The organism is Enterococcus avium ATCC 14025, from assembly GCF_000406965.1.
Classification (GTDB): Bacteria; Bacillota; Bacilli; order Lactobacillales; family Enterococcaceae; genus Enterococcus_A; species Enterococcus_A avium.
On sequence record NZ_KE136363.1, the window covers coordinates 214,698 to 227,679 of the forward strand.

The 12,982-nt window shown below is 36.8% G+C and carries 20 protein-coding genes and 1 pseudogene; 14 read left to right on the forward strand and 7 right to left on the reverse strand.

The genetic code is table 11. The annotated features are described in order from the left end of the window. Positions 1-28: 28 nt before the first annotated feature. From OMU_RS11180 to OMU_RS11210, 7 genes are all read right to left on the reverse strand, one after another. Positions 29-1,723: an ATP-dependent nuclease gene (locus OMU_RS11180; RefSeq protein WP_016180026.1), complete on the reverse strand. Its 1,695-nt coding sequence runs from the start codon at positions 1,721-1,723 to the stop codon at positions 29-31. Between the two features lie 77 nt (positions 1,724-1,800). Next, the gene (locus OMU_RS11185; protein WP_016180027.1) at positions 1,801-3,039 is read right to left on the reverse strand and encodes a DNA/RNA non-specific endonuclease; all 1,239 of its coding nucleotides are present in this window, start codon (positions 3,037-3,039) and stop codon (positions 1,801-1,803) included. Positions 3,040-3,136: 97 nt separating this feature from the next. Beyond that, positions 3,137-3,340, reverse strand: a complete 204-nt coding sequence (locus tag OMU_RS11190; RefSeq protein ID WP_233421642.1) for an XRE family transcriptional regulator — start codon at positions 3,338-3,340, stop codon at positions 3,137-3,139. 6 nt (positions 3,341-3,346) lie between these two features. Next, positions 3,347-4,081 (reverse strand): hypothetical protein, encoded by a 735-nt coding sequence (locus OMU_RS11195; protein WP_016180028.1) that lies wholly within the window; start codon positions 4,079-4,081, stop codon positions 3,347-3,349. A gap of 20 nt (positions 4,082-4,101) precedes the next feature. Beyond that, complete coding sequence (locus OMU_RS11200; protein WP_016180029.1) at positions 4,102-4,998, reverse strand: YPYG domain-containing protein; 897 nt, start codon at positions 4,996-4,998, stop codon at positions 4,102-4,104. A 49-nt stretch (positions 4,999-5,047) separates the two neighbouring features. After that, positions 5,048-5,515 (reverse strand): ImmA/IrrE family metallo-endopeptidase, encoded by a 468-nt coding sequence (locus OMU_RS11205; protein ID WP_016180030.1) that lies wholly within the window; start codon positions 5,513-5,515, stop codon positions 5,048-5,050. A 29-nt stretch (positions 5,516-5,544) separates the two neighbouring features. Next, positions 5,545-5,883, reverse strand: a complete 339-nt coding sequence (locus OMU_RS11210) for a helix-turn-helix domain-containing protein (protein WP_016180031.1) — start codon at positions 5,881-5,883, stop codon at positions 5,545-5,547. Positions 5,884-6,036: 153 nt separating this feature from the next. Between OMU_RS11210 and OMU_RS11215 the strand changes: the two genes are divergently transcribed. From OMU_RS11215 to OMU_RS11280, 14 genes and pseudogenes are all read left to right on the forward strand, one after another. Further along, on the forward strand, positions 6,037-6,288 hold the full coding sequence (locus OMU_RS11215) for a helix-turn-helix domain-containing protein (protein ID WP_016180032.1): 252 nt from the start codon (positions 6,037-6,039) through the stop codon (positions 6,286-6,288). Continuing rightward, the gene (locus OMU_RS23390; RefSeq protein ID WP_016180033.1) at positions 6,288-6,449 is read left to right on the forward strand and encodes a hypothetical protein; all 162 of its coding nucleotides are present in this window, start codon (positions 6,288-6,290) and stop codon (positions 6,447-6,449) included. Before OMU_RS11215 ends, OMU_RS23390 begins: the two co-directional genes overlap by 1 nt. Positions 6,450-6,514: 65 nt before the next feature. Next, positions 6,515-7,042 carry a helix-turn-helix domain-containing protein gene (locus OMU_RS11220; RefSeq protein ID WP_016180034.1) on the forward strand — a complete coding sequence of 176 codons (528 nt, stop codon included), beginning with the start codon at positions 6,515-6,517 and terminating at the stop codon, positions 7,040-7,042. After that, on the forward strand, positions 7,043-7,297 hold the full coding sequence (locus OMU_RS11225) for a hypothetical protein (protein WP_016180035.1): 255 nt from the start codon (positions 7,043-7,045) through the stop codon (positions 7,295-7,297). A gap of 2 nt (positions 7,298-7,299) precedes the next feature. Then, complete coding sequence (locus tag OMU_RS11230) at positions 7,300-7,497, forward strand: hypothetical protein (RefSeq protein ID WP_016180036.1); 198 nt, start codon at positions 7,300-7,302, stop codon at positions 7,495-7,497. Positions 7,498-7,683: 186 nt separating this feature from the next. Next, complete coding sequence (locus tag OMU_RS11235) at positions 7,684-8,625, forward strand: YqaJ viral recombinase family nuclease (RefSeq protein ID WP_016180038.1); 942 nt, start codon at positions 7,684-7,686, stop codon at positions 8,623-8,625. A 1-nt stretch (position 8,626) separates the two neighbouring features. Next, positions 8,627-9,560: pseudogene (locus tag OMU_RS22880) on the forward strand (recombinase RecT). Positions 9,561-9,603: 43 nt separating this feature from the next. Further along, a complete protein-coding gene (locus OMU_RS11250) occupies positions 9,604-10,557 on the forward strand; it encodes a Lin1244/Lin1753 domain-containing protein (RefSeq protein ID WP_016180041.1) in 954 nt (317 codons plus the stop codon). Next, positions 10,535-10,798, forward strand: coding sequence for a hypothetical protein (locus tag OMU_RS11255; RefSeq protein ID WP_016180042.1), 264 nt, complete (start codon positions 10,535-10,537; stop codon positions 10,796-10,798). Before OMU_RS11250 ends, OMU_RS11255 begins: the two co-directional genes overlap by 23 nt. After that, the gene (locus OMU_RS11260; protein WP_016180043.1) at positions 10,795-11,205 is read left to right on the forward strand and encodes a DUF1064 domain-containing protein; all 411 of its coding nucleotides are present in this window, start codon (positions 10,795-10,797) and stop codon (positions 11,203-11,205) included. The genes OMU_RS11255 and OMU_RS11260 overlap by 4 nt, the downstream gene beginning before the upstream one ends. After that, positions 11,202-11,462 carry a LexA family protein gene (locus OMU_RS11265; RefSeq protein ID WP_010746218.1) on the forward strand — a complete coding sequence of 87 codons (261 nt, stop codon included), beginning with the start codon at positions 11,202-11,204 and terminating at the stop codon, positions 11,460-11,462. Before OMU_RS11260 ends, OMU_RS11265 begins: the two co-directional genes overlap by 4 nt. Beyond that, positions 11,455-11,739: a hypothetical protein gene (locus tag OMU_RS11270; RefSeq protein WP_218064624.1), complete on the forward strand. Its 285-nt coding sequence runs from the start codon at positions 11,455-11,457 to the stop codon at positions 11,737-11,739. The genes OMU_RS11265 and OMU_RS11270 overlap by 8 nt, the downstream gene beginning before the upstream one ends. Before the next feature lie 2 nt (positions 11,740-11,741). Then, complete coding sequence (locus tag OMU_RS11275; protein WP_010746220.1) at positions 11,742-11,945, forward strand: hypothetical protein; 204 nt, start codon at positions 11,742-11,744, stop codon at positions 11,943-11,945. A 20-nt stretch (positions 11,946-11,965) separates the two neighbouring features. Next, complete coding sequence (locus OMU_RS11280; RefSeq protein WP_016180045.1) at positions 11,966-12,967, forward strand: tyrosine-type recombinase/integrase; 1,002 nt, start codon at positions 11,966-11,968, stop codon at positions 12,965-12,967. Positions 12,968-12,982: the final 15 nt, after the last annotated feature.

Below are 12,982 nucleotides of genomic sequence, written 5' to 3' on the forward strand. Positions count from 1 at the left end.
AGCAAAAATTTTAATAAATGGCCAGAAACTAAATACGACTCGCCATGACTTTGTTTGAAACGAAGTCAAATACTTTTTGTACTTTCTTTATCCAGTTTTCCAGTTCTTGTTTATTATTGACGTAATAATAATTTAACATTTTTGACTTTTCTGTGAATTCAAAAATATTGTCCTTATTTGCCTTTAGAGCTTTTAGGCACAATTCGGAATCATTAATAATTATTTGCTCTCTTATTTTATCACTAGTATATAGTGTTGTTTCAGGATCTTTGTCAAGAGTCCTCCAAAATAAGTAGTTATCCCTATCATTTTTTACTAGATCAAAAATAATTGAGTAAAGAAAACCTTCTGGTGACAAGAACCCAGGTAGTGTAACAAAATTTTTTTCAAATTTTCTTGGAGTAAGCCCATGGATAATGGTAGGGTTTTTCATGTATTCTTCGATTTTGACTTTTTCTTTAGAATTTGTATCACCATCTAGTATGATGGCGACATTACTAAAATGAGTATCGCTTCTTGGTAACTTCTCGAGCTGTTCAGATCCTAAGAAAATTGGCAAAATTTTGTAAGGCGGTAATTTGAAATCAAGTTCAAGGTTTTTTGCCGCATCAATTAATGCTTTAAAAACAGTTGATGTTGATTCATCTTCACAATAGACCTTAATTTCAGGCTTTTTAAAGGTTAGTTCTTGGAATAAATCAGCTTTCAAAAGTCTGTAAGAATTGAATTTGATAATTGATGGTACACTCACTCCTTTCAAATAAATTAGCTGATAATCAACAGGATTCTTTTCTTTTTTCAAAATAATTTCTTTTAGCATAGTAAGTGAGTGAGTAGTTAAGAAAATTTGCAGGTCTAGTTCGACGCTAAGTTTATCTAAAAGATTTAATAAGCTTACTTGAGCACTAGGGTGAAGTGAAGCGTCGATTTCGTCAATACAGAGTATCCCACCTTTATAAGAATCGGGAGATGAATGAGCTAAATAGTAAAAATCTACCAATGCATTTATAATTGTACCGAGGTTATCCTGTCCAACAGACTGTGTTTCTGAAGAAGCATGGGTAAGTGGAACAAAAATTCTTGATCGATTATTAATCCCTTTTGTCATATTTTGAACTCGTTTGTTATCCGTGATTGAATAAGGAAGCACTTCGTTATACCATTCGATATATTTTTCATGAAGTCCATTTTGAATAATATAGTTATTGCTCCTCATATTTATAGACTTGATTTCAGTTTCACCGGGAGGATAAAGTCTTGCAAGACTTAGATAAACTGTCGGAATAGGAACCCTTGCTGAATCTGTAATACCGAGTTTGTTTCTTAATATTTCTGTAGCATCTTTTTTCATTTGATTACTATCAATTCTTGGTGAAGTTCTAGGTAGTGGACGAATACCTCGATTAAACTCTTCATCATTTCTGAATCCAATTCTTTTTGCAAACTTGAAGTTATCATCAGTTTCGTATTCACAAACAATTTTGTATTCTTTGAATGGTTCATCAGAGTCCATGGTGAAATAATCGTTGAATTCTGGTTGAAATTTTTTCTCATCCAACCTTTTCTCGTTCGTGCCAGTTGTAGATGCCATCAGAGAAATCAAACTAGATTTTCCCACACCGTTATGTCCAGAAAAAACAGTTATTCGATTTCCAAGATTGAACCGTAGGTCAAGTAAATTCCTGAATCTAGTAATTTTGACTTCAGTAAACTTAATTTTCATAGATAATCTCCTCGTAATAAATAATTATATTCCCCAAGCCGGAATCGAACCGGCGTCGCCAGGTGGGGAGGGTAGAACTAATTTCTCGGTGCTCGATATCCAGCTCTTTCAGCTTCATCAACTGTTTTAAACCAAGCTGCTGGATTAGTTGTTTTGTCGTAATACCGGCTGCCTGGAACATGATAGATTCCATTGTTGGAACCTTTGATTAAACCATTTCCGTTAGCATCAACGTATTCTGGACCATTTGTTTGAGTAGCGGCTGCTTGCTGTTCATTTGCTTCGCTCTGCGCTGCTTCGGCTTGCTTTTGCGCTTCAATTCGCTGTTGCTCTTCAGCAGCTTGTTGAGCTTTGATTTCAGCATTTTTTCTTTCTTCTTCTTTTTGTTGAGCTGCGGCAATTTCGTTTTTAGTTTGACTTGTTCCATCTGAATAATTCAAAGTTACATCATCTTGTACATTGAAGATATAAACATTAAATTTAATGTCGTCAGATTTTATTGATTGGGCCATTAAATGAACGCCACGAGCAAGTAGCTCATCACCACGGAATACAGGAGTAACAGAGTATCGTACATAGTTACCTTTACTTTTTTCCAGATAGTACTTAATATCCATTTCATAACGAAGCATTTCTGGATTATTTAACTGTGCTGTTCCTGTGATCAGATTCTTCCAGTTGTCGTTTTCGCCAGAAAGGGTATAGCCAATCAAATGTGAACGATTATAGAGATATCCTTTACCAATTTTTTTATTATGCCATCCAGTAGGTTTAACATTAGAAATATCTCCACGTTTAGCTGTAGACATCAATGATTGATTCAGCATGGCTTCGGCAGAAGTAGCACGGTTTAGTTGATCAAGATCCCCGTATTTTTCCCAAGCTTTATTAGCCAAAGATAAATCATCTTCCGAAAAAGTTGGATTATTATCATTGACTTCAATCGTTTGCGTGCCATTGTATTCCATATTTGCAAGATTACTATTATCTTGCTTCACTCGATCATTAAAAGAGATAAGTGCTTGTTGTTGCTTATTCTTTTCATCCGAGGATTTGTTTTGTTCTTTTTTTGTTTCAGTAGAGCTGGATGAAGATTTGTTTCCAGTTTTACTCTGTTGAGTACTACTAATAGTTGTTTCTGCTGTCTTCTGTTCAGGTGGCTCTAGTAAAGCAATCCCTGCGAAAAAGACAATAAAAGTTCCGAGAATAATTAAAAGTTCAGGTTTCTTAGGTGTTTTTTTGAAAAACGCTCTAATTAATCTTATTACCCCAAAAATAAATCCAAAAAATCCTATAAGTGCTAAAACGTTTGCCATTTGCATCCTCCAAAAAAATTCATTTCAACTCCCAATTATGGCAGGTAGAAGTAGTCACCAGTTAAACAAAATCGCCAACGATGGTGGGGAAGAGCTGCTAGTTATTACTGGCTCTATTCAATAAAGCAAGATTATTTCTAATCATATCGCGAATGACCATTCTATCATGTTCATTCGGAACTTCTCCCTTATAATTGTGCGTGCTATCTAGAGCTTGTTCAATCAACTTATCGGCTTTAAATTTTTCGAACTCGCTTAACTCACCGTATACTTTGTTTGACCAATCCAAGATCGCAATCATTCTCCTTTACTGAATACCTTGTTCCTGCAACCATTGACTCTGAATTTCACCTGATGTAGGTTCGCGTCCAGTCTGTGCTTTGAAGTCAGCTCGATATTGATCTACTTGAGCGGCTGCATCATTTTGTTGTTGATTGTAATTATCAGATCTACCATCTGCATAAGCGAGAGCATCATCAGGATTCGCACCATTATTATATGCTTCCCAATATCGAGTTTGAGCATCAGCTTCCATTTGAGCACCTCTAGCACGTTCTTCAGGTGTTGTGTTGTTATAAGGAGAATCATCAGGTATTCCGTTACCATCTGCATCATTTTGAACAGGACTTTGTTGTTGAGCTTGCACGGTTGCCTGTTGTTTTATTGCTGCTAGTTTTGCTGTAGCTGTTTCAAGTCGTTTAGCTAGTTCGTTGTTTCCATCTGGAATAGCTTCGATTGCTGATTTAGCAGCAGCTAAAGTCTCATCAGTTAAGTTTGCTTCAGCAGCTTTCATGGCAGTATCTGCTTCAGAGACCTTTTTAGCAATTTCTTCTTGTTTCTTCTTTTCTGCTTCCTCAGCAACTTTCTTTTCCTCAGCAGCTTTCTTTTTCTCAGCAGCTTTCTTTTTCTTAGAATCCTTGGTTTTTCTAACCTCAATTTTTTGCTGTGATGTCGAATCAGTCGTATCAGCTTTCTTATCACTCGAACATGCTGAGAAGAGCAGGGTAGAGCAGAGTATGAATGCGATCGTAAGTTTTTTCATATAAAACATCTCCAATTGTTTTAATAATCAAGGAATGAAACATAACCACTTGATTCCGATACTGGTTCAATAGTTACTTCAACATTAGCACTTCTTTTTGCATCAAACGCATTTACTATTGTTGCTTCATATTTAGCAAACCATTTTCCATCCTTTTGAGTCCAATCTTGCAATTTTCCGATAGCAATATGAAGTTTGCTTCCTTTATATGGGTATGATTTGTCAAACTGTTGTAATGCCAATTCAGTAAGGATATCCGATTGTTGCGGTGTTGCTTCGTCCGCAAGTTGTGTGATATCACTATTTTTTTGGTTTTCAGCATTTTTACTATCTTCAGTTCTTTTTTGTTCAGCTTCTTTGCTTTCTTCGCTCTTTTGCTTTTCCAAGTTTTTTGACTCAGCTTTTCTTGATTCTTCAGCTTCTTTTTCCTCAAGTGCTGAAAGTGCATTGCCATTCATTTTTACTTTTATCTTGGTACTTTTTGAATTTCCGTCAAGTTTTGAATTTATTGTTAGAGTTGTTTCTGGACTGCTTAATTCATAAAGAAGCATGAAATCGCCAGATTTATCAGCTGTTGTTTTATCTCCAACTATTCCCAATCCAATTGATACTTCGGCATTTGGAGACGTTTTTCCTGATATTTTAACTTCTCCGGTATCATCAGACGTTACTTCTTTAGGTGTCTCTAAAACTAAATCTGAAATTTTGGCACTACTCTGTTGTTTAGTTTTCTTTTCTTCTACAGGTTTAGAAGTCACCTCTTTAGTCTCGCTTATTGGAATGAAACCAATTATTATTGCTGATAAGGCTATCAACCCAAAAGAGATATTTCTGTTACGTTTATTCGGACTCTTTTTTATAAAATACCAAGCTCCAATACAACCAATGATAAAAACAAGGGTAAACACTGTCTCCATAACTGCCTCCTAATGTATACAAAATCACAAATATAAATTTATATGTACTTCACTGCTTTAGTTTTAATACTTTGATTGAATCACCTGCTCCAAAAATAATCTTGTAATTCAAAAAACTAAAACCTTCACCATATTTTTGTTTAAAAAGATCAATTGCCTCTCTTAACGCTTCTACGGTTATTCCCAGCTCGTCAGCAACTTCCCAGTACTCTCTACATCCTTTTTGATAAGCCTTGATCAAAAGGGAGGGGTGGACAGTCATCTCAGCCGCTACGAGCCGTGCCCTTCGCTCCTGTTTTCTTGACTCAGGATTTTTATAGTCTGATATGTCACCGACTGAAGTATAATGATGAGCAATTTCTTCTGCAATCGTACTTTTAAGTTCGGCACTTGATTGATTAGGATTGAGATAAACTATATTGTCGACATACAATCCCTTTTGTTTTTCGGGCATCTGTTTTTCAAATTTATACTGCAAATTTGAAAAACATGACATTAAAGCTTCGTAGTTATACATTTGACAACACCTACCGACATTAAAATGAATTACTGCTTGTGATCTCGATTTTTTATGAAATCTATAAAATTAAGAATATCTTTCATATCTTCTTCTGATGTATCTTCGTCAATGTGCGCGGCAACAGTCAACTGTTTTTGAGTAAATCTCTCATTACTTTCAGATTCTGAACACTTCCCAATAAGTTCTGATACAGAAACATCAAGAGCATCTGCTAGTTTTTTTACAGTATCAATTTGAGGGGTTTTTCTTTTTCCGTTTTCGTAACGAGAAATCTGTGCAGAACTGACTCCTGATTTGAGAGCTAATTGATTTACTCCATATTTTTTGGCCAATCGTAATTCCTTTAATCGTGAACCAAAGTCCATCCAAATCCCTCTTCTCTATATTTCTATATTTATAATAATGCCAACTGGTAACAAAATCGAATAATATTTGACTTTTTGGTAATTAAGTGTTGCCAATAGGTAATCCTGATGTTATAGTATTACCAGAAGGTAACGAAAGTGAGGTGAAGAGGTGTGAAAATTGTTTTAAAAAATGGAGTTCTTCAGGAACTAATGGAACAGTATGATTTATCGGTTTATGGTCTAGCAGAAAAACTCGAAGTTGCACCAACTACTATTTATCGAATTATGAATGGGAGTAGAGGTTTAGGTAATGACATGATTGCAAAGTTACTTAATACCTTTGCGCTGTCGGAAGCTGATTTTGACAAGCTTTTTATTTTGCAAGCAGAATTGCCAAAAGGTAATGACAAGGAGGTGATCTAATGACCAAACAAGAAAAGATCGAGTTCATTTTAAAACGCCTAGGTGATCGCTTATCGAAGGCCTACTTAGAAACAAAATCAGATCAGTTTATCAATCAACTTTATGAAGTTGAGAGTCAACAGGATGATCGTCTGATTGAAGAAATGATGTTTTCCTTCTAATGAACAGTTTATAGCAGTTTTACTGCTATGAAAAATGACAATTGAATACAAAAGGAGTGATAAGTATGGGAGTTTCATCAACAGAAAAGCAAGTTGCATCAATTTTTCGACAGGAAGTTGACAAACAGGCTTTGAACCAAAGAGTCATGGCAGATCACCTGAACTTTTCAGCACAGAATCTAAGTCACATGCTAAATGGCCGTCGAACGATGGGATTAGAAAGAGTTGTTGAAATCGCTGATTACTTGCAAAATCCGGATACAGATTTCGAAATAGCTGCAGCAATGTTCTACACACCAAAACCCTTAAACCGAAAACGTCGAGATGCACATCCACTATCAAAAATGGTTGGCCAAGACAAAGAAGAAATGGAACGGATTGAAGTTGAAAAGAAGTATGAGATTTGGGATTTACTTTCGATACCAGATGAGGAGATCAATCATGAAGAACGAGGCGAAATAAAACTCTGGTTATTAGAAGTTGTAGATGAGATTTCATCAGAAATTGCGGTTTTTAACTCAGTTTGCGATAGATACAATTTCAATTCAAGAGTAATCATTAAGGAAGCGGAAACGAGAGAAAGGAATGATTAGATGCTTGTTTATACGTTGCCAGAACTTGCTACTGAATATAGAACATCAAAAGAGAACATATATATTCTTGAGGCACTGGGGCAGATTAAATCAATCCAGTTTAGCTCACAAAAGGTAGTAAGCAAATATGAAGCTGAAAGATTTCTAATTGAAAATGCAGGCAAGAAATTCGAAGAAATAATTGCTGAAGAAAAGAAGCGTAGGAAGTTAGCATCCATTAATCAAAATGTCGTTGAAATGAAGAAGGAGGCATAGAAATGAGAAACGATTTTGAATACGTCCCAACAGTTCCAGTCAAAGTAGCAAAACAGAAATCTGAATATAGAGCTGCAAAAGTTTTACTTACAGGCGCAATGCTCGGAACGGTTTGTGTCGGTTACTGGAAAATAGCAATAATCCTTTTACCAGTTTTACTAGGAGTAAATACGATTGGTAAAAAGGTGATGGGATTATGAAAAGACATAAAAAAAGACTTACTCGCCGGCAAGCAAAAGTAAGTCCCAAATCAATGTTTATCTAGGAGGATTATAACATGTTTGATTACGATACTGCAATGGCGGACCCAGAGTGTCATGTTTTTGTAAATGTTCACACCCCCAATGATGAAGATAATCCTGAAAATATGGAAGGGTGGGTTGAAGATGAGTAAATCTACACTGGACATGACCAGAACAGAATGGTTGATGGATCGTCAAAAAGGTATTGGTGGTTCTGATGTTGCTACGATTCTAGGATTGAATAAATGGAAAGCTCCATATCAACTATGGCTTGAGAAAACTGGTCAAATTGAAATTGAGGAGACGGACAGTGAACCAGCGTATTGGGGAAATGTACTAGAAGAAGTTGTAGCAAAAGAATTCACTGAACGAACTGGGAAAAAAGTTCGAAGACGGAATCAAGTTTTCGAACATCCTTTACATCCATTTCTTCGTGCAAATATTGATCGTGACGTAGTTGGAGAAAATGCGATTTTGGAATGTAAAACTGCAAATGCTTTTTTATCCAAAGAGTGGGATGGCGACGAGATTCCTATGAGTTACCTGTGTCAAATCCAACATTATATGAATGTTTTGAATCGTGATTGTGCTTATGTAGCAGTATTAATCGGTGGTCAACGTTTCATTTGGAAAAAGGTCGATCGTGACCAAGCCTTGATTGACATGATTACGGAACGATTAGTTGAATTCTGGGAAGTGAATGTTTTAAAAGGAGTTGAACCATCAATAGATGGCAGTGATGCAACTACCGATTTCCTTAAAGAACGATATTCAGAAGAAGGCGAAAATGAGATTACACTTTCAAGTACCTTTGATGAACTGATTGAGACCAAGAAACAACTTAAGGATGATGAAGTTTTGATAAAAAAGAAAATTCAACAAATTGATAATCAAATCACATCAGAGTTGGGAAAGCAAAATGCGGTAGTTGCTATTACTCCTAAATCAGTAATTTCGTGGAAGTCATTTAATCGAAAAACGATTAATAAAGATCTTTTAGAAAAGAAGTATCCAGAAGTAGCCAATGATCAATCAATTTATAAAACATCTTGCTATAAAAAATTAGCAGTAAAGGAGATTAACTAACATGGCAACAAATGACACACTCAAGAATCAACTTACTGAACAAAAGACACAAGAAGTTGATGCTCAGTCACTGGGTTTTAAGTCTTTGATGGCTACACCGACAATGAAGAAGAAATTCCAAGATATTCTTCATGAAAAATCTGATTCTTTCATGGGATCTCTAATGACTTTAGTCGGCGGTGACAATTATTTAGCAAAAGCTGAACCAATGACAATTATTGCTTCTGCTCTAAAAGCAGCAACAATGGATTTACCAATTGATAAAAATCTTGGTTACGCATATATTGTTCCGTTTAATCGAAGCGAAAAGATAGGAAACAAGTGGATTACTCACAATGAGGCCCAGTTAGTTCATACTTGGGTACAAAGGCTACATTCAGTTAGCTCAACGCTCAGGGCAGTATAAAGCATTGAATGCACTTGAAGTTTATGAAGGTCAACTCGTTGATTGGAATCCATTAACAGAAGAATTTACCTTCGATTATAACGAAAAGAAATCAGATAAGGTCATTGGGTATGTTGGTTTCTTTGAATTGTTAAATGGATTCAAAAAAACAGTCTATTGGACTAAACAAGAGATTGAGTCGCATCGTATCAAGAATGCGAAGGGGAAAGACAAAGAAAAACTGTCAGGTGCTTGGGTTGATAACTACAATCAAATGGCAATTAAAACTGTGCTTCGAAATATGCTTTCTAAATGGGGAATACTATCCGTTGAAATGCAAACAGCCGTTACATCAGATGAAAAAGTATTCAGATTGGATGAAAACGATGATCTGATAGAAGAAACAAGACTGAGCGAGGCGGAACCAATAGAAACAGAGCGTAAGGAAGCAGAAAAAATATCCCCTGATGAAACAGAACGTAAAGAGCAGACTGGACTTTTTGATGAGAAGGATGATTCAAAAAATAAAGACGATGATTTTCCATTTTAGTTAGAGGGAGATATTTCTCCCTTCTACAGTAGGAGGTGAAGCTGTGGCAAGACCAACAAAGAGCGGTCTTGATTATTTCCCTCTTGATGTTGACATTTTTGAAGATGAAAAGATAGAAGCTATTGCTGGGGAGTTTGGCATTAAAGGTGAGTTAGCGGTAATCAAGCTGTTATGCGCGGTATACAAAAAAGGATACTTCGTTGTATGGAATGACTTAACGAGAGCAACACTTTTAAAACGCCTGCCTGGAGTAAGTAAGGAATTGTTAGAGCAAATAGTCATCCGCTTAGTTACATGGGGATTCTTTGATGAGGACCTGTTTAACTCGGCTAAGGTCTTGACAAGCGAAAACATCCAAGCAAATTTTTTCGAAGCGACAAAGAGAAGGAAATCGCCAAAACCAACAGCATATTTAATTAATGCTAACAATAACTCGCAAGCAGAAGGAGTTAATGTGAACATTAATCCCCAAAGTAAAGGAAACAAAACTAAAGTAAATAATATTAATGCTTCTGTATCTAGTAATACTAAAGATTCAGAAGATAGCGCTGTGCGTTATTGGCTCAATCAAGTAAATTCAGCAGAAGCACCATTCATTACTCAATCCATTCAGCATTGGGTAAACGATTTTGGTGGTCAAGATGAAATTGTGATTCTTGCGATTGATGACATGCTTAAACATGGAGCACGCAATTACAATTATTTGAACCAGATACTGAAGAGTTGGGAAGAATCTAAAATAGACACTGTTGAAAAAGCAAGAAAGCACTTAACCGGACACTATTCCCGAAACTCGAATAATCAAAAGCGGGGCAATGATTGGACAACCAAAAGACTTTGGGATCACTGGTGGGCAGAAAAGATGAGTGGGAATGCTTCTCTCGACTATTTCGCTGAGAAGTATGGTAACCGCGGAGTTACTGAAACTGAAATAGAAATACTGAGAAAAGAAATAGTAAAGCGAGGTATGGAAGATGCGATTTCTCGAAATCATTAGCAAATTAGGCGAAACAGCGAGTAACGAGGATGAGAAAGAATTATTACGTTCGTACTATGAACGTTTAAGAAAGATGGTTCGAATTGATTGTTCTCACGAAGAAATTGAACACCGCTTCTGCCTTATGATTACTTGCTACATTCTTCGATACGTCACTAAACAAGTAGATTACAGCAAAACAAATGCTGATTACTATCTTACTTTTCTCACGAGTCGACTGAATGTTGAGGTGTCTGCATGAGGTATCAATCAAGATCGAAATACGGTAACAAAAAAGTATATCGCTATGATCGTTGGTTTGATTCGATTGCTGAGGCGGATTATTATCCAATCGCCGTTGCGTATGCAAGAAAACATGAATATGAACTAAAACTTCAGGAACGATTGGATATTCTTCCAACGCTGAAAATCAATCCATGGACAATCAAAAAAACACAGTATGTGGCCGATTATGCGTTCTACGATCAAGGAAAGCTTGTTCGACTTGTTGATGTCAAAGGCATGGAAACGAAAGATTTTCGGCTGAAAGCGAAGATTGTCGCCAGCGAACTGGGAATTGTAATTGAACTGGCAAAAAAACAAAGCGGCAGATTCGTTCACTATCCCTTTAATATGCCTATATCCAAAAGAAAAGAGGTTCGAGAATGAGACAGATAAAGCGGCAGCGGTTAGAAATAGTGTTGCTATTCATTGATGACTTTATTACGAAAAAGGGATATCCACCAACGATTCGTCAGATATCAAAAAATACAGGCATCCCCTCAACATCATCAGTCAGTTCATATTTATGGCAATTGAAAGCCATGAACTTGTTAAATATCGAACCGGGAGCAGTGAGAACCATTCGAATGACTGAGAGCGGCGTGGACCGTGTAAGGGAGTTGAGATTACGTGACAATGACTGACAAAGAACGATTTCGAATGTTGATGGCTCATCCAAATTACTGGTATGACGAAGATATCAAACGTGAAGCAGAAAAACTCGGCAATAAAATATGGCGAGAATTGCCAAAACATCCAAAGAAAAAAATTGAAGTGAGTTTCAATAACCGGATTGTACTGGTTGGAACTGAGGATGAATTAGGACAGCGATCCACTTTGTCACCAGTAACCATTCGAAATCTAGCAAGGAACAACGGAACTGATAGATTTGGGAAGTCATATCGATATCTGGAGGTATGAACATGAAAATGTGGGAACGGAAAAGAATTGATCGTCAAGTAAGGATATTTGTTCAGGCGATGCCAAAAGAATATTCGAATCAAACACCGAAAGAACAAATTATCAGTGAAATACTAGCAGCGAATGAATGGTTTGTTAACATTTCAAAACCTATGGAAATTATACGTGAAGAAGTTGAAAAACAATTTGATATGTATGTGAGCTGACCTTTGAAAGGGTGGTAATCATGGAATTGAAAGAGCAATTTATTAATGCTGTTGTCAGGAACATGGAGCCCGAACTTGAAGCAAAGCAACTTAGAAAACTGAAAATTGTTTTAACAATCAACCTAGAAAAATTACGACTCGAAGAAGAATGTCGAGATGTGATCATCTACGATGAAACTTCTGACATTGCCGCATACAAGCAATATTTTGTGAGTATGAAACTCCGCGGTCTTTCGCCTGGAACGATCAATCTGGCGATGCGAACGATAGATAAATTTAATCGATGGGTACGAGTATCATTTAACGATGTGACCACGAATGATATACGTCTTTACATTGCGAATAGAGAAATGAATGATCATCTATCATCAGCAACTTTAGATAGAGAACGCGGTGCAATCTGTCGATTCTTTAAATGGCTCTTTGAAGAAGAATACATTAGCAGGGATCCCGGACGAAGGGTTGAGAAGATCAAAGTCGAAAAACGACTAAAAAAAGCCTTTACGCCAGTCGAAGTAGAACTGATGCGAAATGCTTGTCGGAAGCCGAAAGAGAAAGCAACATTCGAACTCTTGTTATCGACAGGCTGCCGAGTTACAGAGCTGACTATGTTGACGATGGAAAACTATGATCAGCAACGGGGAACCATCACTGTGATCGGAAAAGGCAACAAGGAACGGGTTGTTTTCGTCAATGCGCGTGCCAAAGTGGCTATTGATAATTATCTTGTGATAAAGCCGCATTCAGAAGGACCTATCCTGTGTGGATTACACGGAGTGGGAACAGCTATGACTAGCAACGGTATTCAGAAGATGGTCAAAGAAATTGGAAAACGTGCTGGCGTGACGCATGTTCATCCACATAAGTTTCGGAGAACTGCCGCAACCTTAGCACTGAAAAGAGGAATGAGCCTGAACGATGTGCGGCGATTTCTCGGACACACAGATGTGGACACAACGCTTCAATACATCGACACGTCGGGATCAGACTTGAAACTAGAACACGAAAAATATGTAGCGTAAAAGGAGAACAGTATT